This window comes from Luteimonas sp. A482, from assembly GCF_054072655.1.
In genome coordinates this window covers 63,389-83,633 of the sequence record NZ_JBSVRO010000004.1, presented here as the reverse complement: position 1 = coordinate 83,633, position 20,245 = coordinate 63,389, and the positions used below count along the sequence as shown (strand labels likewise).

Annotated in this window: 17 protein-coding genes; 7 read left to right on the top strand and 10 right to left on the bottom strand. The window is 63.9% G+C overall.

Going from position 1 to position 20,245, the window contains the following annotated elements; genetic code table 11:
* Positions 1-236: 236 nt before the first annotated feature.
* The 6 genes from ACW5DW_RS12845 to sucC form a co-directional block, all read right to left on the bottom strand.
* A complete protein-coding gene (locus ACW5DW_RS12845) occupies positions 237-1,025 on the bottom strand; it encodes a vitamin K epoxide reductase family protein (RefSeq protein WP_457019358.1) in 789 nt (262 codons plus the stop codon).
* A gap of 363 nt (positions 1,026-1,388) precedes the next feature.
* A complete protein-coding gene (locus ACW5DW_RS12840) occupies positions 1,389-3,026 on the bottom strand; it encodes an NAD+ synthase (RefSeq protein ID WP_457019356.1) in 1,638 nt (545 codons plus the stop codon).
* A 1-nt stretch (position 3,027) separates the two neighbouring features.
* Positions 3,028-3,345 (bottom strand): CcdB family protein, encoded by a 318-nt coding sequence (locus ACW5DW_RS12835; protein WP_457019355.1) that lies wholly within the window; start codon positions 3,343-3,345, stop codon positions 3,028-3,030.
* Positions 3,345-3,593, bottom strand: coding sequence for a type II toxin-antitoxin system CcdA family antitoxin (locus ACW5DW_RS12830; protein ID WP_457019353.1), 249 nt, complete (start codon positions 3,591-3,593; stop codon positions 3,345-3,347). The genes ACW5DW_RS12835 and ACW5DW_RS12830 overlap by 1 nt, the downstream gene beginning before the upstream one ends.
* A 134-nt stretch (positions 3,594-3,727) precedes the next feature.
* Positions 3,728-4,603, bottom strand: a complete 876-nt coding sequence (gene sucD, locus ACW5DW_RS12825; RefSeq protein ID WP_457019352.1) for a succinate--CoA ligase subunit alpha — start codon at positions 4,601-4,603, stop codon at positions 3,728-3,730.
* 116 nt (positions 4,604-4,719) lie between these two features.
* Complete coding sequence (gene sucC / locus ACW5DW_RS12820; RefSeq protein WP_457019351.1) at positions 4,720-5,889, bottom strand: ADP-forming succinate--CoA ligase subunit beta; 1,170 nt, start codon at positions 5,887-5,889, stop codon at positions 4,720-4,722.
* A gap of 177 nt (positions 5,890-6,066) precedes the next feature.
* On the opposite strand from sucC, the gene ACW5DW_RS12815 reads away from it, so the two are divergent.
* Positions 6,067-7,689: a sensor histidine kinase gene (locus ACW5DW_RS12815; protein ID WP_457019350.1), complete on the top strand. Its 1,623-nt coding sequence runs from the start codon at positions 6,067-6,069 to the stop codon at positions 7,687-7,689.
* A gap of 172 nt (positions 7,690-7,861) precedes the next feature.
* Positions 7,862-9,280 carry a sigma-54-dependent transcriptional regulator gene (locus tag ACW5DW_RS12810; protein ID WP_457019349.1) on the top strand — a complete coding sequence of 473 codons (1,419 nt, stop codon included), beginning with the start codon at positions 7,862-7,864 and terminating at the stop codon, positions 9,278-9,280.
* Positions 9,281-9,417: 137 nt separating this feature from the next.
* Here ACW5DW_RS12810 and ACW5DW_RS12805 read toward each other — a convergent pair whose 3' ends face one another.
* Positions 9,418-10,656, bottom strand: coding sequence for a hypothetical protein (locus tag ACW5DW_RS12805; protein ID WP_457019347.1), 1,239 nt, complete (start codon positions 10,654-10,656; stop codon positions 9,418-9,420).
* 349 nt (positions 10,657-11,005) lie between these two features.
* Between ACW5DW_RS12805 and ACW5DW_RS12800 the strand changes: the two genes are divergently transcribed.
* The 5 genes from ACW5DW_RS12800 to ACW5DW_RS12780 all read left to right on the top strand — a co-directional run bounded on the left by ACW5DW_RS12800 (position 11,006) and on the right by ACW5DW_RS12780 (position 16,706).
* Complete coding sequence (locus ACW5DW_RS12800; RefSeq protein WP_457019346.1) at positions 11,006-11,374, top strand: pilin; 369 nt, start codon at positions 11,006-11,008, stop codon at positions 11,372-11,374.
* A 182-nt stretch (positions 11,375-11,556) separates the two neighbouring features.
* On the top strand, positions 11,557-13,434 hold the full coding sequence (locus tag ACW5DW_RS12795; protein WP_457019345.1) for an ArnT family glycosyltransferase: 1,878 nt from the start codon (positions 11,557-11,559) through the stop codon (positions 13,432-13,434).
* A complete protein-coding gene (locus ACW5DW_RS12790) occupies positions 13,431-14,657 on the top strand; it encodes an oligosaccharide flippase family protein (protein WP_457019344.1) in 1,227 nt (408 codons plus the stop codon). Before ACW5DW_RS12795 ends, ACW5DW_RS12790 begins: the two co-directional genes overlap by 4 nt.
* 3 nt (positions 14,658-14,660) lie before the next feature.
* Positions 14,661-15,509: an FkbM family methyltransferase gene (locus ACW5DW_RS12785; RefSeq protein WP_457019343.1), complete on the top strand. Its 849-nt coding sequence runs from the start codon at positions 14,661-14,663 to the stop codon at positions 15,507-15,509.
* 51 nt (positions 15,510-15,560) lie between these two features.
* Positions 15,561-16,706: a glycosyltransferase gene (locus ACW5DW_RS12780; RefSeq protein ID WP_457019342.1), complete on the top strand. Its 1,146-nt coding sequence runs from the start codon at positions 15,561-15,563 to the stop codon at positions 16,704-16,706.
* 21 nt (positions 16,707-16,727) lie between these two features.
* Here ACW5DW_RS12780 and ACW5DW_RS12775 read toward each other — a convergent pair whose 3' ends face one another.
* The 3 genes from ACW5DW_RS12775 to ACW5DW_RS12765 all read right to left on the bottom strand — a co-directional run bounded on the left by ACW5DW_RS12775 (position 16,728) and on the right by ACW5DW_RS12765 (position 20,135).
* Complete coding sequence (locus ACW5DW_RS12775) at positions 16,728-17,630, bottom strand: glycosyltransferase family 2 protein (RefSeq protein ID WP_457019341.1); 903 nt, start codon at positions 17,628-17,630, stop codon at positions 16,728-16,730.
* 135 nt (positions 17,631-17,765) lie between these two features.
* Positions 17,766-18,800 carry a glycosyltransferase family 4 protein gene (locus ACW5DW_RS12770; protein WP_457019340.1) on the bottom strand — a complete coding sequence of 345 codons (1,035 nt, stop codon included), beginning with the start codon at positions 18,798-18,800 and terminating at the stop codon, positions 17,766-17,768.
* 207 nt (positions 18,801-19,007) lie between these two features.
* Positions 19,008-20,135, bottom strand: coding sequence for a glycosyltransferase (locus ACW5DW_RS12765; protein ID WP_457019339.1), 1,128 nt, complete (start codon positions 20,133-20,135; stop codon positions 19,008-19,010).
* Between the last annotated feature and the right edge of the window lie 110 nt (positions 20,136-20,245).

The window sequence follows — 20,245 nt, the reverse complement described above, 5'->3', positions numbered from 1 at the left end:
CGCCGCCTCCGGGCGGCGTCTTTCGTTTGGGGCGCGCGGCTGCGCCTGCGAACGGCTCCCTCCCCCGCTTGCGGGGAGGGTTGGGGTGGGGGCAAACCGGTCGCGACGCCACCGCCCGCGCCTTCGGCGCGCCCCCATCCGCCTTCGGCACCTTCCCCCGCATGCGGGGGAAGGAAGCAGGCACCGCGTCGTGGAGCCCTCCCCCGCATGCGGGGGAAGGAGGCAGGCGCCGGCGATCAGTCGCCCACTGCCCCGTCCCAGTCGAATCCGCTGATGCGCGCCAGGCGCTCCGGCGCCAGCACCTCGCCGTAGTGCTGGCGATCGATCACCCAGGTCGGGTAGCCGCCGACCCCGGCGCTGATGCACTCGAAGGCGACGCCACCGTTGCGGCCGTTGGGCGAACACTCGACATAGGGCAGATGCCTGGCTGCCGCGCCAAACGCGTTCTTCTGCTCGTTGCAGGCCGGACACCAGGACGCGCCGTAGAACTTCACCTGCGACTGCGCCAGGTGCTCGGCCAGCGCGCGCAGGCGCGGGTCTTCGCGCCGTTCCAGCAAGCCCATCGCCGACATCTGCAGCGCGGCCAGCATGCCCAGCGCAAGCAGGCCGTTGCCCAGCCACCACGTCGACCACGGCGTGCCGGGGGCGGCGTCGGGGCGCCCCGCGTGGACCAGCCCGAATACCGTCGCCATGATCGCCAGCGAGGCCAGGCACCAGACGCACACCGCCTGCAGCGCCACCAGGCCGGCCACCGTGAGGTAGACGCTGACCGCCAACCCGATGAAGGCCAGCCGCCACAACCGCCGCCACCGCACCAGCCGCGGCGCCGGCCGCCACGCCGTCCATGCCAGGGCCGCATACAGCAGCAGGCCCCAAGCCGCGATCGGCAGCCCGAGGAAGCGCGACCAGCGGCTGCCCTGCACCAGTTCGCAGCCAGAACCTTGGATGCACAGGGCCGCGCTGCCGCTGCCCCAGGCAATCCAGGTCAGATAAGCGGTCAGCAGCAGGCCGACGATGGTCAGCACGCGCAGCGCGAGGTCCGTTCGTGTCAGCGCAACTGCGGATGATGTTGCAGCTGGCTGCGACGTTCCGGCTTCGCGCCTGGTTGCCGCCGATCTGCGGCGCTTGCCGCCGGACTTCCTGCTCATGTGTTGCGTCGTCCTCTGCCTCTGGCCACCGGGCATTATGCCGGCGCGCGATAGTGGCGGGGTTTTGTGGGGAAATCAGCGTGCTGCGGACCGGTCCGCACTTCGCAGGCCTCCCGACCGAACGGGAGAGAGGCGTCAGCCTGAAATCCTGGGGGAGCATCAGTCATCTGCGGGACTATCAGCCTGTCATCTCGACCGCAGGGAGAGATCTGCCTTGCCGACGATGCGATCTGTTCCGCGCTACGCCGGATAGCGGTTGCTGATCGGGTACCGCCGCTCGCGGCCGAACGCCCGTCGCGACACCTTCGGCCCGGGCGCAGCCTGGTGGCGCTTCCACTCGCTGCTGCGCACCAGGCGCAGCACCCGGTCGACCGTGGCGGCGTCGAAGCCCGCGCCGACGATGTCATCGCGCGACTGCTCCAGATCGACGTAGCGCCGCAGGATCGCATCGAGCACGTCGTAGGGCGGCAGCGAATCCTGGTCAAGCTGGTTGTCGCGCAGCTCTGCCGAGGGCGCACGTGCGATCACGTCCGGCGGGATCACCGGCGCGCCACCCACCGTGTTGCGCCAGCGGGACAGGCCATAGACCTCGGTCTTGTACAGGTCCTTGATCGGCGCGTAACCGCCGCACATGTCGCCGTAGATCGTGGCGTAGCCGACCGCGTACTCGCTCTTGTTGCCGGTGGTCAGCAGCAGCCCTCCGAACTTGTTGGACAGCGCCATCAGCAGCGCGCCGCGTGCACGCGACTGCAGGTTCTCTTCGGTGACGTCGGGCGCCTGGCCTTCGAACTTCTCCGACAGCGCATCGATGAAACCCTGGAACGGCTGCTCGATGGGGATCGTCAGCAGCTCCACGCCCAGCGCATCACACTGCTCCTGCGCCAGGTCGTTCGACAGACGCGCGGTGTAGCGCGAGGGCATCCGCACCGCGGTGACGTTGCCCGCACCCAGCGCATCGACCGCCAGCGCCAGCACGATCGACGAATCGATCCCGCCCGACAGTCCCAGCCATACCTTCGAGAACCCGTTCTTGCCACAGTAGTCGCGGATCCCGCGCACCACCGCGCGCCAGGCCAGCGCGTCCATGCTCTCGTCGCCGTCATCCATCCACACCACCGGCGCGAACCGGCGCGCGGCCACGTCGTAGTCCACCACCAGCCACTGGTCGGTGAAGGCAGCGGCCGCCGGATGCACGGTGCCGTCGGCATCGGCCACCAGCGACGATCCATCGAACACCAGCGAATCCTGCCCGCCCACGACGTTGAGATAGGCCAGCGCCACGCCGCTCTCGCGCGTGCGCTCGGCCAGCATCGCGTCACGCCGGGCGTGCTTGCCGCGCTCGAACGGCGAGGCATTGGCGATCAGTACCAGCTCCGCCCCGGCCCTTGCGGTGTCAGCCAGCGGTTCCGGGAACCACGCGTCCTCGCAGACCAGCACGCCCACCGGCACGCCCTTGACCTCGACCACGCAGCTGCCGCCATCGGGATCCACGTGGAAGTAGCGACGCTCGTCGAAGACATCGTTGTTGGGAAGCTCGCGCTTGCGATAGGTCGCCTCGAGCTTGCCGCCGCGCAGCACGCTGGCCGAGTTGTAGAGGATGCTGCCCACGCTTTCGGGCCAGCCCACCACCGCGACGATACCGGTGGCCGCCTTCGCCACCTCGCGCAGCGCCTGCTCGCAGTCGATCAGGAACGAGGGCCGCAGCAGCAGGTCTTCCGGCGGATAGCCGCTGATCGCCAGCTCGGGAAACAGCACGATGTCGGCGCCGTACTCGTCGCGCGCGTCGGCGATCATCGTCGCGATGCGCTCGGTGTTGCCGGCGACGTCCCCGACCGGGAAGTCGAACTGGGCCATGGCGATGCGGAGCGTGTCGGTCATGTCAGATTCCAGAGATGAGCATGTCGAGTGCCGCCATGATGGCGGCACGCTCGTGCGAAAGATCAGCGACTTCGCTTCCGAATCGCCTGACCGACACGCCGGACGCCTGGGCCGTCAGCATGACGCAATCGGCACCCTCGATCCGGAGCATCGGCATCAGGCTACCGAGGCGCTTGCCCTTGAACGCGTCCGCGGGCGCCAAGGGCACCATGATCCGCGAGCCGATTCCTTCAATCAGGTCACTCTGCACGTTCAGCAGATAGGGGTAAGCGGTCTTGGTGGCGGCATTTGGATTCGGATAGACGCAGAACTGGCGCATCAGAACGACCGCACGTGATCGCCGAAGACGCCGTGCTCCTCGATATGCGCGTTGTAGGCAGCGATCGCTTCACGGTTCTCCGCCAACCATTTCTCGCGCCTGCGCGCACGCACTTCCGATTCCAGCGCCTTCTCGAGCGTCGCCGACAGGTTGATCCCGAGCACCCTGGCTTCCTCCAGCAAGCCCTGGTTGACGCTGACGTTCGTGGCCCGCTTGCCGTAGCCGGCATAGTCTTCACGGATGCGCATGATCACCCTCCATACGATGCGCATTGATCATGCGCATCCTGCAGATCGATGTCAACAGATCACGGATTCAAGGCCCCAAAACGCAGAAGGCCGCCCGAAGGCGGCCTCCCACACACATCAGGTCAACGCGCGAATCAGCCGTTGAGCCGCTTCGCAATCGCCGCACCCAGATCGCCAGGCGACTTCACCGTGGTCACCCCCGCCTTCTCCAGCGCGGCGAACTTGCCCTCGGCCGTGCCCGAACCACCCGACGCGATCGCGCCTGCATGGCCCATGCGCTTGCCCTTCGGGGCCGAAGCGCCGGCGATGAAGCCGACCACCGGCTTGGTCACGTACTGGCTGATGTACTCGGCCGCTTCTTCTTCCGCGCTGCCGCCGATCTCGCCGACCAGGATGATGCCTTCGGTCTGCGGATCGTCCTGGAACAGCTTCAGCGCGTCGATGAAGCTGGTGCCGTTGATCGGGTCGCCGCCGATGCCGATGCAGGTCGACTGGCCGAGGCCGGCATCCGTGGTCTGCTTGACCGCTTCATAGGTCAGCGTGCCCGAGCGCGAGACGATGCCCACCTTGCCCTGCTTGTGGATGTGGCCCGGCATGATGCCGATCTTGCACTCGCCGGGGCTGATCACGCCGGGGCAGTTGGGGCCGATCAGCACCGCGTCGGGATAGCCCTTGAGGGTGTTCTTAACGCGCAGCATGTCCAGCACCGGGATGCCCTCGGTGATGCACACGATCACTTCGATGCCGGCATCGGCCGCCTCGAGGATCGCGTCGGCCGCGAACGGCGGCGGCACGTAGATCACCGACGCGTTGGCGCCGGTTTCGTTGACCGCCTGGCGCACGGTATTGAAGACCGGCAGGCCGAGGTGCTCGCTGCCGCCCTTGCCGGGGGTCACGCCGCCGACGACCTTGGTGCCGTAGTCGAGCATCTGCTCGGCGTGGAAGGTGCCCTGCTGGCCGGTGAAGCCCTGCACGATCACCTTGGTGTTCTTGTTGACCAAAACGCTCATTGGATTGTCCTGTTGCTGTCATTCCGACCGCAAGGAGGAATCTGCTTCCAAACGCCCGCTACCGGGCAAAGCAGGTCTCTCGCTACGCTCGAGACGACAAGATGAAAGTGTGGGTGTCAGGCAGCCTGCTTCACGGCCGCGACGGCCTTCCGGGCGCCGTCGTTGATGTCGTCGGCAGGCGTGATCGCAAGCCCGCTCTCGCGCAGCAGCTTCTTGCCTTCCTCGACGTTGGTGCCTTCCAGGCGCACGATCACCGGCACCTTGACGTCCACTTCCTTGACCGCGGCGATGATGCCCTCGGCGATCATGTCGCAGCGCACGATGCCGCCGAAGATGTTGACGAAGATCGCCTTCACGTCCTCGTCCGACAGGATCAGCTTGAACGCCTCGGTCACGCGCTCCTTGTTGGCGCCGCCGCCCACGTCGAGGAAGTTGGCCGGTTCGCCGCCCTCGAGCTTGATCACGTCCATCGTCGCCATCGCAAGCCCGGCGCCGTTGACCATGCAGCCGATGTTGCCGTCCATGGTCACGTAGTTGAGGTCGTGCTGGCTGGCGGCCACCTCGGTCTCGTCCTCCTGGCGGACGTCGCGCATCGCGACCAGGTCGGCGTGGCGGAACGAGGCGTTGTCGTCGGAGTTGACCTTGCCGTCGAGCACGGCGAGGTTGCCGTCGGTGAGGATCGCCAGCGGGTTGAGTTCAACCAGCGCCAGGTCCTTCTCGTTGAACAGCTTGTACAGGCCCAGCATGATCTTCGACAGCTGGTTGACCTGCTTGGCCGTCAGGCCCAGGCCGAAGCCCATGTCGCGGCACTGGTAAGGCTGCAGGCCCTGCACGTAGTTGACGTTGAGGGTCTGGATCTTCTCGGGGGTCTCGGCGGCCACCTGCTCGATGTCCACGCCGCCTTCGCTGGAGGCGATGAAGGTGATCGACTGCGTGCTGCGGTCGACCAGCACCGACAGGTACAGCTCCTTGTCGATGTCGGTGCCCTCGGAGATCAGCACCGAGTCGATCGGCAGCGCCACGCCGGCCGACTGGTAGGTCTCCATCTTCGTGCCGAGCATGCCCTTGGCGTACTCGCGCACCTCGTCGAGGGTGCGGGCGAGCTTGACGCCGCCGGCCTTGCCGCGGCCACCGGCGTGGATCTGGGCCTTCACCACCCAGAGGTCGCCGGGGATGGCCTTGGCGGCGTCGACCGCTTCTTCGGGAGAGCGCGCAACGCGGCCGGCCGGCACCGAGATGCCGTAATCGGCGAACAACTGCTTGGCCTGGTATTCGTGGAAGTTCATGTGGGGTCCGTGCTGGGGAGGATCGCATCGCGCGTCCCGGGACCCGGAGGCCAGCAGGCTGCACGCGGCCGCCTATTCTCGCCCATGCGTCGCCAGCGGGCAAAACCCGCGGTCCGCCGCCCCGCCCCGGGCCGCTCCGACCCTATACTCCGGGCTGCTCCCGCGCCGACGCCGCCCTTGCCCGCTCCCGACGCAGCCCACCCAGACCAGACCCTGTCGCCCGCCCGCGAGCTGTACCTGTTCGCGCTGTACCGGATCCTGGTGGCCTCCCTGCTGGCGCTGGTGGTGTTCAGTCCGGCCGGGGCGCTGATCGGCGACATGCACCTGCCGCAGCTGGCACGGACTGTTTCAGTCACCTACCTGGCGATGTCGGTCCTGCTGCTGGTGCACGCCCGCCGGACCGACGACGTGTTCACGCCGCACGTCGTGGCCGCTCTGTCGATCGACATCACCGTGGCCCTGCTGGCAACCCACGCCATGCCCGGCGCCGGCCCCGGCATCGCCCTGATGCTGGCGTTCAACCTGGCCGCCGGCTCGCTGTTCGTGTCGATGGCCTGGAGCATGGCGTTCGCCTCGGCGGCCACCCTGGCGCTGCTGGCCGAGTACGTCTGGGATCGGATCGAACAGGTCCACGCCTACCGCCCGCTGGCCGAAGTGCTGATGTTCGCGGTGGCCTATTTCGCCGTGGCCGGGCTCATGCGCCACCTCGGCCGGCAGATGCGCGAGGTGCGCCAGCTTGCAGACCGGCGCGGCGCCGAGGCGGCCAACCTCGCCGAAATCAACGAGCTGGTGATCCGGCGCATGCGCACCGGCGTGATCCTGGTCGACGGCCCCGGCCGCGTGCGCATGGCCAACGAGGCCGCGCAACTGCTGCTGCGCGACGACAGCGACGCCGACCACCCGGGCATGCACGGCCAGGTGCTCGCCAAGATGGCGCCGGAGCTGGCCATGCGCCTGGCGCACTGGCTGCAGGACGGCAAGCAGGACGACTCGCCCATGGCCTGCGGCCCCGACCGTCCCGACGTGCTGCCCCGCTTCGCCCGCCTGCTTGCCACCAGCGACTCCACCCTGATCTTCCTCGACGACACCTCGCTGGTTTCGCGCCGGGCCGAATCCATCACCCTGGCGGCGATGGGCCGTTTCTCGGCCAGCCTTGCCCACGAGATCCGCAACCCGCTGGCCGCGATCAGCTACGCGACCCAGCTGCTCGAGGAATCGCACGACCTCACCACCAGCGACCGCCGCCTGCTGCAGATCATCCACCAGCAGTGCATGCGCACCAACGGCATCGTCGAAAGCGTGCTGGGCCTGGCCCGCCGCGAGCGCGCCAAACCCGAGCACATCGAGCTGGTCGGCTTCATGCGCAGCTTCATCGACGACTACCGCATGATCGTCCCGGAAGAGAACGCGCAGCTGCGGCTCACCGACGGCCCGTCCCGGCTGCCGGTGATGTTCGACCCGCGCCACCTGCAGCAGATCATCTCCTCGCTGGTCAACAACTCGGTGCGCTACGGGCACATGCCCGGCGAGATGCCGCGCATCGCCATCCACATCGAAGGCGACCAGCGCGCGCCGGTGATCAGCGTGCTCGACCGCGGCCCCGGCATCCCCGACACCGTCCTCAGCCAGCTGTTCCGGCCATTCTTCACCACCTCTGAAAACGGCACCGGCCTGGGCCTCTACATCGCCCACGAACTGTGCCGCGCCAACGAGGCCACGCTCGAATACGTCCCGGTCCCGGGCGGCGGCGCCTGCTTCCGGGTCGCCCTGTCGTCGCAGCACGCGCTGCGGAGGAGTTGAGCGACGCCGCCACCGCCACCGCCACAGGAATCGCCACGGCGGCCGATAGGACAATCATGACCGGGCTTTACCGACCGCAGCGCAGTACGCCTCCGTACCCTGTCCACGCCTGCCTCGTCACTCGCGTCAAAAAGTGTCAATATTGGTCACCTTTGAGACTCTGCCCCATTTCATGAACGAAGCCCGCAGCGCCCTGATCGTTGATGATGAGCAAGACATTCGCGAACTGCTGGTGCTGACCCTGGGGCGAATGGGCCTGCGCACCGACACCGCCCCCAACCTGCACGCCGCCCGGCAGATGCTGGCCACCGTCTCCTACGACCTGTGCCTGACCGACATGCGCCTGCCCGACGGCTCGGGCCTGGAGCTGGTCAGCGAGATCTCCACCCGCTTCCCCTCCACCCCGGTCGCGGTGATCACCGCCTACGGCAACGTCGAGGCCGCGGTCGAGGCCCTGAAGGCCGGCGCCTTCGACTTCGTCAGCAAGCCGGTCGACATCAACGTGTTGCGCGGCCTGGTCCGCCAGGCGCTGGAACTCAACGCCAAGCGCCTCGCACAGCCCGAGGACACCAGCCGCCTGCTCGGCTCCTCGCCGCCGATGGTCAGCCTGCGCCAGACCATCGCCAAGGTCGCCCGCAGCCAGGCGCCGGTGCACATCCTTGGCGAATCGGGCACCGGCAAGGAGCTGGTCGCACGCACCATCCACGCCCAGGGCTCGCGCGCCGGCGGCCCGTTCGTGCCGGTCAACTGCGGCGCGATCCCGTCCGAGCTGATGGAAAGCGAGTTCTTCGGCCACAAGAAGGGCAGCTTCACCGGCGCCACCAGCGACAAGCCCGGCCTGTTCCAGGCCGCCGACGGCGGCACCCTGTTCCTGGACGAAGTGGCCGAGCTGCCGCTGCCGATGCAGGTCAAGCTGCTGCGCGCCATCCAGGAAAAGAGCGTGCGCGCAGTCGGCGCCCAGGGCGAAGTGCCGGTGGATGTGCGCATCCTCTCGGCCACCCACAAGGACCTGGCCACCCTGGTCGCCGAAGGCCGCTTCCGCCACGACCTGTACTACCGCATCAACGTCATCGGCCTGGTGGTGCCGCCGCTGCGCGAGCGCGACGGCGACCTCACCCTGCTCTCGGCCGCCATCCTCGACCGCCTCTCCCGCGCGATGAAGGTGCAGCCGCCCACGCTCGCGCCGGACGCGGTCGCGGCCCTGGAGACCTACCCCTTCCCCGGCAACGTGCGCGAACTGGAGAACATCCTCGAACGCGCCCTGGCCCTCGCCGACGGCAGCACCATCCACGCCAGCGACCTGCAGTTGCCCGCCAGCAGCGGCCATGCCGGCGCGCAAGCGGGCGCATCGTTCGCATCCCAGTCCGCGCCGCCACACAGTGCCCCAAGCACCCCCGCCGCCGACCCGCGTAACCTGAGCCCCTTCGACACCTCCAGCAGCGCCCTTCCCTCGTACATCGAAGAGATCGAGCGCACCGCCATCCAGCAGGCCCTGCAGGAAAACCGCTACAACAAGACCAAGACCGCAGCCGCGCTGGGGATCACCTTCCGGGCGCTGCGATACAAGTTGAAGAAGCTCGGGATCGACTGACTCCTGCTTCTTATTCCTGATAGAGGAAGAATCGCAGTTGAGCGCTGCCGGCCACCCCGAGGCACGCCGGCTGCCGACGCCTCCGAAAGATTGCCCCGCACGGGAAGCGAACGTTCAACGCATCGAAGATGCGTCCGCTAGGAGGGTTCGACCCCCGATTCAACTTGGGCCGGCGCCATCCCGTGTCCAAACCGCGAAGCGAGACGCGCCACCGTCGCAGCCATGATGGACGCAACCAGCAACATCTCGAACGGGCGATACGGCACTGAATAGCGCGGTTCTGCCTGAAGGACCGTATGCAGCAGAGTGAAGTACGCGAACGCCACCGCGACCATCCGCAGAGGCGCCGGCCCCTTCCACAGCCCATGCACGCACGCAGCCAACGCCAGCCAGAACAGGACCGGGTTCATGGCCTTGCCCACGGCCAACCACGCAGATCGCTTGTCCAGGGGTGAATTCTCCACCGCATGGACATAGGGGCCGTGGGCATCACTGATCCTGATGTCCCAATCCCAGAGCAGGTACGGCTTGCCCGCATACCATCCGGCATATCCCAGCGGCGATTGGGACATGCGCTCCAGCATGCGGGTCACGCCGGCCACGGGATACTGGTTGGTCAGCAGCACCTCGCCATCGATCGTGGCCATGATCTGGGCAGGTTCCGGATGCGCGTTCCGCGACAGGTACGCACGGTGGTAAAGGGGCCATGATCCCTGGACCAGGTTCGTCCATAGCCTCTCAGACCCTCCATCCACCGGCCGAAAACTCCACAGGGAAGGAACGAGCAGCGCGGGCACGAGCAGCGCCACGATCGCCCTTCGCTCCCGCAGGCACGGTACCAGCGCCAGCGGCAGCAACAGCACGACCGGGTTCACCAGGGCGCCCGCGGCGAACGCGAAGCCGGCCGTTAGCCATTGCCGCCTGGCCGCAAGCAGGGCCGCCAGCATGAGCAGGAAGGCGAATAGCGTTTCGGAAAGCACTTCGGCGGTCATTGCGATGCTGTGTGGCCAAAGCGCCAGCAGCAGCCCAGCCACCAGGGCACTCCACGCGGGCAGCCATGTGCGCGCCAGCATCATCGTGCCGGCGACGGTCAGCGAGCCGAGGCCGGCCTGCCACACCAGCAGCAAAGCCGGCCAATCCGCCGCGAGCGCCTTGGCGCCCGCGATCAGGACGGGATAGCCAGGCGAGCGATACGCATCCGGCGCATCTTCCCGACCGAAGTAGCCACGCAGCAGGTTGTCGGCGTAGCGCACGTAATCCAGCGCATCGCCGCCGAGCGGGTTCACGACCGTCACCGCAAGCACGTAATGCAGGCGCAGGATCAGCGCCAAAAGGGTGACGGCGACCGCAAGGGCGACAAACAAGCGCTTGGACATGTACAGATCTTACAGACACCGCATTGATGCCGTGCCGGTCCGAACGCCGACCGCAACCTCCACCCGGACGCCGTCTCGAAAACGATCGCGCCATTCGCGAGCGGACACAGAAGATGACGTTTTAGGTCAACTCCTGACGCATTTTTGTCACCCTACCGCTTGGCTTTCGGACCCCGGACTGTGACTCCGTCCACCTTTGCCCTCAGATCCATGCGCGTGCAGCGAGATGGCACGCATCCTGCGACAATCCCCTGCACGTGCACCGCTGCACGGAAACCCACTGGACCCGGCGCGACCGCACCAGCGGGACACGTAAAAGTCGACTTGTCAAAAACCTAGGGGACACACCATGAAGATGCAGAAGGGCTTTACCCTCATCGAACTGATGATCGTTGTTGCGATCATCGCCATCCTGGCCGCCATCGCGCTGCCGGCCTACCGTGACTACACCATCAAGGCCAAGATCACCAACGCCATCGGCTCGGTCGCCGGCGAGAAGATCAAGATCGGCGAGAACATGGGCTCGGCCAACCCGACCTGCCAGAACGTGGCGACGCAGGCATCCTGCCAGGCCGCCACCGGTCAGATCACCGGCACTTATGACGGCTATTCTGCCCAGCTGACACCCAACACCACAGGTGGACGCATCAACTGGGCGTGCGTTGCGAGCGGCCAGAACGTTAGTGCCGCGAACGTGCCGGACCCCTGCACATTCTAATCTGCGTTTTGTGAGCAAAAACCCCGGCTTCTGCCGGGGTTTTTTTTGTGCTCTAGTACCTTGGCCAAACTGGGGATTCGATCTTGCCTGCTCCCGTCCGCTGGAATGCCTCTTCGGCGCTGCTAGCAATTGCCTGCGTCCTGACAGCCGTTGCGTACTGGATCGGCCTGAAAGGCCCATTCTTGCTTGACGATCCCTTCAACCTTTCGGCCATCCCGCTATGGTTGAACGGTGAGCTGTCATTGACGGCGCTACTCTTTGAACGCGCGGCAGGTACCTTCGGGCGCCCGCTGTCGATGGCAAGTTTTGCGCTCAATGCATGGATCGGCGGGTATAACCCCTACTCCTTGAAGATTGGCAACCTCATTACACACTTGTTGTGTGGAGTGACAATATTCGGCTTCCTCAGACTTCTGCTACGGCAAGACGCGCTCCTGCAAAGCCGCGCATCATTATATGCAGCCGTGGTAGCCGCACTTTGGATGTTGCATCCGCTACACGCCAGCACCGTACTTTACGTTGTGCAGCGCATGGCGCAGCTCTCGACATTGTTCGTCTTGCTCGGCCTCTGGCTATACGTTGCCTCGCGCCAACGGCTCGACCTGGGGCCATCACTGACCGCTTCCTCTGCTTTGCTAATCGGTGTGCCCGCGCTGACTGGCCTAGCGTTCCTTGCAAAGGAGAATGGGCTACTGCTGCCCCTCTTATGCGCAGTGGTCGAAGGAGCGTACTTTCGGCGGGAAAGACGACCCAAGAGTGTCCAACTGTTCCACTGGATATATGTGGCCCTTCCAGGTCTCGTAGGAATCCTCGCCTTTGCGTTAGCTCCCCAGCGAATACTGGGCGGCTATATCAATCGCGACTTTACCTTTGTCGAGCGTTTGCTGAGTCAACCGCGCGCCATCTGCGACTACTTGTCGAAGCTCTTGCTGCCCAATCCGCCAAGCATGGGCGTCTACACTGACGATTTCGTTGTCTCGACAGGCATCCTCAGCCCGCCAACAACGCTGGCGGCAGCCGCAGCAATACTCATTATCACAGCTCTCGCTTGGCGTTGGCGGGACCGGCTGCCCGCGCTCCTTTTCGGCTGGCTGTTCTTCTTGGCTGCGCATGCGCTCGAATCAGGCGTGATTGCACTTGAACTCTACTTCGAGCATCGCAACTACCTGCCGTCCGTGGGAATCTTTACAGCCGCAACCGCACTAGCCGCTGCTACGGGCAAGAAACTTTCTGGCGATGCCTTCCGACCCAGGCGCGTGGGACTAGTTCTGCTATCCGGCACACTGTTAGTACTGGCTTTCAGCACACATGGCCGGGCGCGGGTATGGCAAAGTGACTTAATGATTGCCGAATCAGCCCTTATCTCCCATCCAGACTCCCTTCGGGCAAATGCCGCCGTCCTATCGGCTGCCATCACAAGAGGCGATGATGGCAGGGCGAATGAGATTCTGAACAGCATGATCACTTCCGAAAATGTCCGAACGAAATCTCTGGGTCACCTGTATCGCTTGTACATGAACTGCTCATTAGATCACGACGGCAACCCGGTTGATCTGACGGAGTTCCTCAAGGCGTCCCCACTGCCTCTCACAAGCGCTGAAACCAAACCATTTAGCTATATTTACGAGGCCACCAACGGTTCTGGATGCGGGCGCGTCACTGACCATATGCTCGCCGGGGCTCTAATCCACCTCACAGACCGCGCGAAAGCACAGGCAGACTCGGACCAGCGGAAGTGGAAGGCGCGCTACTACGCAGCCAGCTTTCTTGCACGGGCTAATGACTGGGAGGCGACGCTCACACAGGCCACACTGGCTTGGCAAAGCGACGCTGACCCGCCAGTAGCTATGCCTTTGATCCTTGCGCAGCTGTACACCGGAGATGTCGCCGGGGGACGCCAGACGTTGCTCCAGCTAGAAGCGCGGGCTGATCTTTCGAACAAGGCCGAGCAGAATCACATTCGCTGGCTGCGCGAACAGGTTGAGGCCGCGCAAGCCGCCTTCGGCGAGAAATCCGCCCTTGCGAGCCCGAGCGCTTCAGAGCGCGTCATCGCGAAATGAGTTCGCATCGCTTGCTTAGGTGGCGGCCGGGCGGCCTCGCCCGTGCCGGCAGTGAGTTACTCACCTGGTTCGTGTTGCGCGCTGCAGCACAGGCAATCGCCTTGCTACTGCTAGCCAGACTGCTAGGCGCCACCGATTACGGTTCTTTCGTCGCCGTATTGGCTATCGCCGGGATATCTGCCTCGATCGCCGGACTGGGCCTCCCTAGCGTACTGCTGCGGGACGTCGCGCAGAACCGCGCGGAGTTGCCGACGCTTCTGGGTCGCGCGTTGCGCGTCTGGTGGCGCAGCACTCTGATCTTCGCAACCGCAACAAGCATCGTCGCAATGCTCGCACTGCCCCAAGTTGCGGCCCCAAAAGCGGCGGTCTTCGCACTGATCCTTGCGGAAATCGCCACCACCTCACTGATAGAGCTTCTTGGCCGCTCGTTTCAGGCAATACAACGAATCAGAGCCTACGGCTTAATGCAGGCCGGGCTGCCGATCTCACGACTTGCGGTTCTCTTGGGTCTGGCTGCCTTCGGCAACGGCAGCCTCACCATCTGGCTATGGGCATATGTCGCCGTCAGCCTTGCCTACGCATGCACCTCGGCTTGGCTGACCCGAGCCAGCATTGGCTGGACAAGCTCCACGGAGCCGCTCTGGCCTTTGGTCAAGGAGGGCATTCCTTTCACCACCGGGGGCGTCTCCGTACGGATCCAAGCCGAATACAACAAGCCACTGCTTGCGCAGGCTGCGTTTGCGCAAGCCGGCGTGTTCAACGTGGCGCAACGTGCGGTGGACCTGGTAAGCCTGCCCATTTTGGCACTGCAGGAGGCACTATGGCCCCGGTTGTACGCCGACACGGACCATCGCCGCCGCCTTGTCACCGCGGGCGCCGCATTGATCTTGATGTCCCTAGTGGGTGCGGTAGTAATAGTCGCGGCATCTTTCCTGATTCCGCCCATTCTGGGGGAAGAGTTTGAACCTGCTGCACGATTGATGATCTGGCTCGCCGGGCTACCATTGCTGGCCGTACTCCGAAACCTCGGCAACTTCCATTTGATCGCAACCGGTCGCACCCATCTACTGACTTGGGTGTACCTGATCGGAGGATGCGCGGGAGTTGCATTCGCCACCCTACTGATTCCAGCTTATTCCTTGCAGGGCGCCGTCTGGGCCAGCTACGCGACGGAAGCGACATCATTGGCATGCATCTGCGTACTGATCTACAGAAAGGATTGAGCCATGACCTTGTTCGAGTCCATCCGCAACTCGACGCTACTTCGCTGGCCGTTGATCGCTACGACGAAGCTGCTGCTGCGGCCTCTCGTAACCACCATCCCGCTCTTCAGACGCGCCACCTACGACGCGTCGCCCACGCCATACCTTGTCATCAGCAAGCGGGAGCTGTACATCGTCTCCACACGCGACAGGACGATCGGCCGTGAACTCTTCCTTCATGGCGAGTTCGACTTCTACAAACTTGCAGCGGCGCTGGAAATTATCCAACGCGAGGGCGCCCCGGCGCCCGAACACCTGGTCGATGTTGGTGCCAATATCGGTACCATCCTGATTCCCGCCATCAAGAGGGGGCTTGTGAAATCTGCAACGGCAATCGAGCCGCATCCGGATAACATCAAACTGCTTCGCGCGAATATAGCGTTGAATGGAATTTCCGAACTTGTCACAGTGCATCAGGTTGCTGTGGGCGACAGGTCGGATGAAGTACTGAAATTGAAGGAATCGGCCAGCAACAGCGGCAATCACTCGATCGGGGCACATGGCATTTCAATCCACTCAACTCGCCTCGACGACATCGAAGCTGGGAAGAAAACCTCCATGCTGTGGATGGATATTGAAGGCTACGAGGGCCATGCACTTGAAGGCGCCCGGTCATTCATTGCAGCAGGGTCTCCCATCGTTTCCGAGTTCAATCCAAGCTACCTCGCGGCATCGGGCGGGATGCCCCTCTTCCAACGGAACTTGGAAGGCAGGAGAATCTACGACCTTGGCTGCCCCCCTTTTTTACAAACCTCCCTTGAGGACCTGACCCGGGCTCACAAGACGACGTTCACGGATATTCTTGCGCTGTAGGATTTCACGCCCCTGGTCGTGAAGCCTCGAATTCTTCGTCGCAATGAACCCATGGAAATGGCCAAGACTATCGAAACAGATACAACTTGCCAGAAGAGAATCCTGCTGTTCATCAGTTCAATGAACTGTGGAGGCGCGGAGCGCGTGGCGATACTCCTTGCATCGGCGATGACGGGTCTGGGCAGCAAGGTCTGGTTGGTTGTCTGTCGCAATGAAGGCGAGTTTCTGCGATCCGTACCCGAGGGGGTCGAACTCGTCAGCCTCGAATGCGGGAAGCCTATTCGCGGAACGAAAAAGCTGGCAGCCCTTGTCAGCGAGATCAGCCCGGATGCGGTCATAGCGTTCGGGATCTACGCCGGGATAGCCGCGGCCATATCGAAGGTAAGGGCCGGCTGGCCGCCTCCTCTGCTGATCAGGAACGAAAGCAACATCTCGGTCGAGTGGACGTATGGAGGGCTTCACAATCGCATCATCGGCCCGGCGCTCTCAAGATTCGCAGCACGACACTCCAAGGTCATTTGCGTATCGCAGGCATTGCATGGACCGACCGCCAGGTTCCTGCGCGTGCCCGAGTCGGAGATAGACGTCATTCCTAATCCCGTGATCCCGGCATTGCTGCCGTCCCACGGCTGGGAGGATCTACACCCATGGCTGAGACAGAAGCCGGCTCCAACATTTGTCGCCATGGGCCGCCTTGAGCCGCAGAAGGATTTCGATACGCTGCTGCGCGCCCTCAGGATCGCTCGCAATCAGATGAATTGCCGCCTAATCATATTTGGCGAAGGTTCGCTCCGATCCGATCTCAACCAGACCATTCACTCACTGGACCTGACCGACTGCGTTGACATGCCCGGCGTCACAGGCGCGCCCCTGCTGCAGATGCAACATGCTTCCGCCTTTGTTCTAAGCTCGCGCTATGAAGGGTTTGGCCTGGTCCTCGTCGAGGCACTTTTTGCCCGGACGGCGGTGATCTCTACCAACTGCGACTACGGTCCTTCAGAAGTACTTGAAAATGGCAGGTTCGGCACGCTTGTACCTGTTGGGGATGCACTTGCCCTGGCAGAAGCAATGGTCGACGTGGCAAATGGGACGCAAGCACACGACGCGCCCGATCCGGAGTGGTTCGAGAAGTTCAGGCCCGAAGTTGCGGCCAGAAAGCATCTTCAAATCGTACGGGAACTTTGCTCAAGCAGCTGACTAGTCGCGTGCGCGCCACACTTAGTTGGCTGGCGGCTTCCTGGTAGCCGGTGGAGTCAATGTGCGCCTGATTCCAGAAAGGAGGTCAGAGGTAGCCATACAGAATCCCTTCAACGGATTCAGACTCCCGTGTCTGATTGAACGCACGGTTGCTCGTGAAGGAAGGAACAACAGTCGTCCGGCCAGATATAGGAACAAGCTGATTCTTCCGGTCGGCAACTTCAGCGCAAGCAGCCAATGGCCACGATTGATGTGGTACTCGTAGAACACCGACCCATTGCGCGCACTTCCCGCTCCCTCATGCACAATCCTGCTCTCTGAAACAACGGCGCAGACCTTGCCCTCCCTCTCCATCCTCGCACCGAGCATTACATCTTCGCCGTAGAAGAAGAAATCTTCATCGAACAGTCCATCCCTCGCAACCCCGGGAGCAAACAGGACACACGCACCGGTGATGTACGGGAACGATCCTCTGAGGCGATCTTTCGTCAGGATCCCCAGGCATCTGTGGTAGTGGGACACCGGCATGGACAGGCCAGCGGTCGACGAAACGACGAGCGGGGCCGCCGCATCCGCGCCGGCGCGCAGCGCCTCGCGCAAACCGCACAGCGCACCTGGTTCCAAGCGTGCATCGGAGTTCAGCAGCAGGACGTCCCCACCCTGCCGGTCACGAATGAGGCCCAGGGCACGGTTGACTCCTGCCGCGAACCCAAGGTTGCGCCCCTCGTCAACGATATCGATCCCCACTCCCTCGCCCTTGAGGCCTTCAATTCCGGGCCGCATCGTCGACAGGGACACACCGCCATCCTCTGAATTCTCGACGAGAACGACATGTCGGATCGTCTCTTGCGCAAGCGAACGCAAGCATTCCAACGTCTTCTCCGGTGTCCTGAAGTTCAGGACAATGGCCGTCACTTCGGTCATTGCAGCCCCCTTGCGTCAGTACAAGTACCCGCCACACGGCGGGCCCGCCGAGCACGGCAAGTGCCCGCCAGCGGGGAAATTTCTTTCACCAATTAGGACTTCCGCCACAAGCATACCGATAGCGCCCGTTCGCCGTTAGCCGCCGACGCGACCTTGCGAAACCAGCCCAAGATAGATTTTCAGATACGCGTCCAGCGCATCGCCAGCCGCGAAGGCGCGTTCTGCACGCCTCCGGCCAGCCATACCCATCTCCGCCAGAAGCCCTGGGGCATCTCGCAACAGCCGGCAGTTCGTCGCTAACTGGGCCACATCGCCGATCGGAGCCATCAGCGCCGTGCGGCCATGCTCGACGACCTCGCTCAAGCCGCTCCCTGCGAAACCAAGGAATGGCTTGCCGCATGCCATCGCCTCCAGGGCTGTATAGCCAAAACCCTCGTAACGAGACAGCGACGCCACTGCGTCGCATTCCTGATACTCGCGAATCAGTTCGCGTGCGCTGATCCGGCCAAGCTCCGTCGGGTTGCCGAAAGGAGACGTTGACCTCGCCTTGCCGCCGGCATACCGGATCTCAAAGCCCGCGCCCAATGCCCGTGAGAACGCAGGAAGCAGGTCGTATCCTTTGCGAAAGGACTGCGTGCCTGCCATGAACAGGCGGAACGGCCCAGCGGAACGTCTCCCGGCATCGGGCGCGGGAGTGAATACACTGGGATCGATCCAGTTTCCGATTACGGTCACCTTCTCCCGCCCGGAGAACTCATTGACCGTCCACTTCACATAGTCGGAAACAACCGTCACCGCGCCCGCATTCCGGATGGCCGCCAGTTCGCGTCGACGGATCAGCAGGCCGTGATAGACGGCCTGGGGAATCGAACGGTAAGGCTTGTACGCCGGATCGTGTACGAGGTGATGCACTGTCACGACCGTTGGCAAGCCCTTTGGCCAGAACCTTTGCGGCAACCAACTGTTCACATGTGCCACGTTTGCCCATTCCGGAGGCCGCGCTACTTGAACCGTCCATGGCAGGTATTCCGCGCGACGCGGCAACCATGTGATCTCCGCGCGTACGCCACGCGCATTCAAACCCGCGCAGAGCCGCATAGTGAACACGTCAGCGCCGGTGCCGGCACGAATGGTTGGAAGCCAGACCGCAGGCGTAAGTTCAACACTCATCCTGGGCACCCGGTCGCCAAGACCCGCTCCTGTTTGAGGGGCACCATTGTCATCCAGATTCAGGCAGATCACCGCAAGCGAAGAACTCGCGTCTGGACTCTACAGTCATTGAGGCCGAGTGGAATCTTCCTTCTCTGCACACCCCGAAGTACGGGTCAGACGCACCCCATCGCTTCCAACCCCGATCCGACCCCATACCGCCCCCTTTCAATCCGTCGCTGCAAGCAGACGCGAGTAGCTCTCGGCGACCGTTTTCCAGTCAAATCGCGTCTGGACCATGCTGCGCAGTTGCGTCGCGCGCGTGCGCGCGCCAACTGGGTCACTCAACACGGCAGTGATCCGCTCCGACAGTTGTTCCGCATCCCGTACATCCACAGCCATGTCGCCATACCCGTGGCCCAGCACTTCCGTTACGGCTGGCACGTTACCGACGAGGATCGGGCATCCGCAGCCGATGGCTTCCACCAACACGAGGCCCAACCCTTCCTCGTCGCCCGATGTCGCGCGGACGAACGGCGCAACGAACAGGGCCGCCCTGCGATAGAGCGCGGGAAGGTCTGTCTGCGGCACCGCCCCGATAAAGCGCACCGAGGCCTCCAGCCCAAGCGCATGCGCCTGGGACCTGAGAGCGGCTTCCTCGGGACCGAACCCGGCGATGGTGAGCTTCGCACCGGGAACATGCTGCAGCGCGCGCGGCATCGCATCCAGCAGGAAACGCAATCCCTTCTTCTCCACCAGACGCCCGACGAACAGGATCTCCCATTGCGAACGCTCCGCGCCCTGCCCTGGCGTGAAGCGTTCTTCCATGTCGACCCCCATAGGCTGCACGGATACCTTTGCCATGTCCGTCCCCATCGCCTGCAGGCGTTCGCGCATCGCGCCGCTGACCACGGTCGCCGCCGATGCCTTTCGCAGCACGAAACGTTTGAGCGACGCCAGCATGCGGCCGCGCAGCGCATAGAGGTCCGCACCGTGTGAAGTCACCACGAAGGGAACCTTCCGACCGGGCAATGATTGCAGCAAAGCGGCGATCAGGCCTTGGGGCAGTAACCAGTGCGCATGAATTACGTCCACGTCCAGACGCCGCATGATCCGCCATGCCCACCATCCCTGCACGAGGACGAAGCCCGGAACCAGCAGGAGCTTCCACCTGCTTCGCCGAAGATTCGCAACGATGCCGCCGTCGTTGACCAGCGTTTCCCACCGCTCGGGCGCGTAGCGGTAGCGGTGGATTTCCACTCCATCCAGCACTTCCAGGACGGATGCGCCTGGTGCATGTGGCCCCAGCGCGATCACGCGGAACTGGCCAGTCAGCCGCTTTGCCAACTCATGCACGAAACCAGGTTCCGGATCCCCCGGCCACCGCGGGTAGGTGGACGCCAGGACCAGGACGCAAGGACGCGACCTGGCACCCGGTTCAGGCATCGCCCAGCGCCTCGACGCTC

Coding starts and splice junctions, on each gene's coding strand:
- ACW5DW_RS12840 (WP_457019356.1), bottom strand. CDS start 3,026: ATGACCGACACGCTCCGCATCGCCATGGCCCAGTTCGACTTCCCGGTC.
- ACW5DW_RS12835 (WP_457019355.1), bottom strand. CDS start 3,345: ATGCGCCAGTTCTGCGTCTATCCGAATCCAAATGCCGCCACCAAGACC.
- ACW5DW_RS12830 (WP_457019353.1), bottom strand. CDS start 3,593: ATGCGCATCCGTGAAGACTATGCCGGCTACGGCAAGCGGGCCACGAAC.
- sucD (WP_457019352.1), bottom strand. CDS start 4,603: ATGAGCGTTTTGGTCAACAAGAACACCAAGGTGATCGTGCAGGGCTTC.
- sucC (WP_457019351.1), bottom strand. CDS start 5,889: ATGAACTTCCACGAATACCAGGCCAAGCAGTTGTTCGCCGATTACGGC.
- ACW5DW_RS12810 (WP_457019349.1), top strand. CDS start 7,862: ATGAACGAAGCCCGCAGCGCCCTGATCGTTGATGATGAGCAAGACATT.
- ACW5DW_RS12805 (WP_457019347.1), bottom strand. CDS start 10,656: ATGTCCAAGCGCTTGTTTGTCGCCCTTGCGGTCGCCGTCACCCTTTTG.
- ACW5DW_RS12800 (WP_457019346.1), top strand. CDS start 11,006: ATGAAGATGCAGAAGGGCTTTACCCTCATCGAACTGATGATCGTTGTT.
- ACW5DW_RS12790 (WP_457019344.1), top strand. CDS start 13,431: ATGAGTTCGCATCGCTTGCTTAGGTGGCGGCCGGGCGGCCTCGCCCGT.
- ACW5DW_RS12785 (WP_457019343.1), top strand. CDS start 14,661: ATGACCTTGTTCGAGTCCATCCGCAACTCGACGCTACTTCGCTGGCCG.
- ACW5DW_RS12780 (WP_457019342.1), top strand. CDS start 15,561: ATGGAAATGGCCAAGACTATCGAAACAGATACAACTTGCCAGAAGAGA.
- ACW5DW_RS12775 (WP_457019341.1), bottom strand. CDS start 17,630: ATGACCGAAGTGACGGCCATTGTCCTGAACTTCAGGACACCGGAGAAG.
- ACW5DW_RS12770 (WP_457019340.1), bottom strand. CDS start 18,800: ATGAGTGTTGAACTTACGCCTGCGGTCTGGCTTCCAACCATTCGTGCC.